Raw genomic sequence first — 1676 nt, 5'->3', positions numbered from 1 at the left:
TGTTTACCTAGCTCTGCGGTGAATATATAACAACGTCCTCCCCACTCATCAAAATAGGTTCTAATTGTTTTATTTTTATTAAGTTCTTTTTCAATAATTTTTCTAAATTCATATTTGTATGTTAATGGATAAAAGTTATTGTAAGTATCTAGTGTATAGAAGCCATTATATTGAGCAATAGCAGGATGAATGCCGATACTAGCTACTCGATAATCCTCTACTGGCATGCCAATATACGATTTAATTTCCTCAAAAAGTTCAGTTGAATAAAACTCCTTAACAGAGGGTTTGTTTCTATAAACAAACTCATCATTAAAGCAAAATAAAAAGAGAAGCTGTGCAATTAAGAAAAAAGCAGCAAGAGGTTTCCACGATTTACTATTTTCCCATAGTATTTTTATCCCTAGTGCAAAGCCTACATATATTACAAGTGGTCTTAGAAATTGAAATCTTGCAAAATTAAACGTATCCATAAAATGGAATCTCTTCGTTAATGGCAGCCAACCTTTATAAAACCAAAAAGCATACCAAGTTGAGAGGACGAAATTAAGGATGAGCAAAATTATAAATGCACGCTCTTTTTTCCATAAGTTTTTTCTAATAATGAAAAAGAAAGCAATTAAGGTAACAGCTAGAATAAATAATCCGTGTACAGTCATAACATGAGTATGCCCTAATATAAAATTTTTGAAGGTTAATCTGATAACTCGCCACAATGAGAGCCTAGCATGAAAATATTCATCTCGGCTGTTTGGTTCATCATCAAATAAAAATGAGTAAACAAGTCTGTACTCCACAAGCATAAATATCATTGTCATATAAATGATTGCTAGGAAAAATGCAAAGTTCGCTTTCCTTCTCACTAAATCGACTACCCAAAACACACCCATTGCAAATAAAAAAAAGAAAAAGCCTAACACAATACTGGAGTAAAACGGAAGTAAGGTTAGTACTAATAAATCCTTCCACGACCTTCTACCATTTCTAATATGCAAAAATGACCACAATGCTAGTGGCATTCCTAATGTACTCAACATACCTGATGGCCAAAATGGAGTTAACGCAAAGGCAAGAGCAGCTCCAGCAGTTATAAATACGTAATGATGATTCTTAATAAAATGCTCCTTCAACAATAAATACATTCCTATAAAAGCAAAAACCCGGGTGATCGTTTGACTTAATGCATATGCAACCATAGTAGGAAACAATGCATATAACCAAACTATAAGGCTAAACTCAGTGCCATAAGCATTTCTAGGTAATCCATTTATAATTTGTGGAACTACTGCATCAATCGGGCCAACCATTTGTCCACTTTGACTTAATACCTTATACCAAGCTAAATTTGAATCTAAATTATCATGAACTCGTATATGCGCATTTTCACCTAGAACATAAAGCGGTAATAAATAGATTGTTATGATTAGAAACGATAGTATAATCAATGCCTTTTCCGATTTAAAATACTTTAAGATCAAGTTTTACACTCCTAAATTCCAATCTTCCCGTACCCTATACTTAACATTTGCATAATCGTGGAAATCATACTAAAAATTACTTAATAATTGAATCTCTACCTTAATACTTAATTCGTTATTATTTTTAACTGGCTTTCTATCACTTGTTATCTTTTTAACAGAAAAAAAATACCTTAACAAAAATGCTAAGGTATCTAC

1 protein-coding gene is annotated in these 1676 nt (G+C 32.2%); it reads right to left on the bottom strand.

Annotated elements, in window-relative coordinates; all coding sequences use genetic code 11:
- A partial coding sequence (locus HU235_RS10880; RefSeq protein WP_174880238.1) for a DUF6044 family protein occupies positions 1-1478 on the bottom strand: 1478 nt, incomplete at its 3' end.
- Positions 1479-1676 lie beyond the last annotated feature (198 nt).

Origin of the sequence: Metabacillus niabensis (assembly GCF_902829255.1) — a bacterium.
In the GTDB taxonomy this organism is placed as follows: Bacteria; Bacillota; Bacilli; order Bacillales; family Bacillaceae; genus Metabacillus; species Metabacillus niabensis.
The sequence above is the reverse complement of the archived record's forward strand: the minus strand, read 5'-3'. Positions and strand labels throughout refer to the sequence as shown.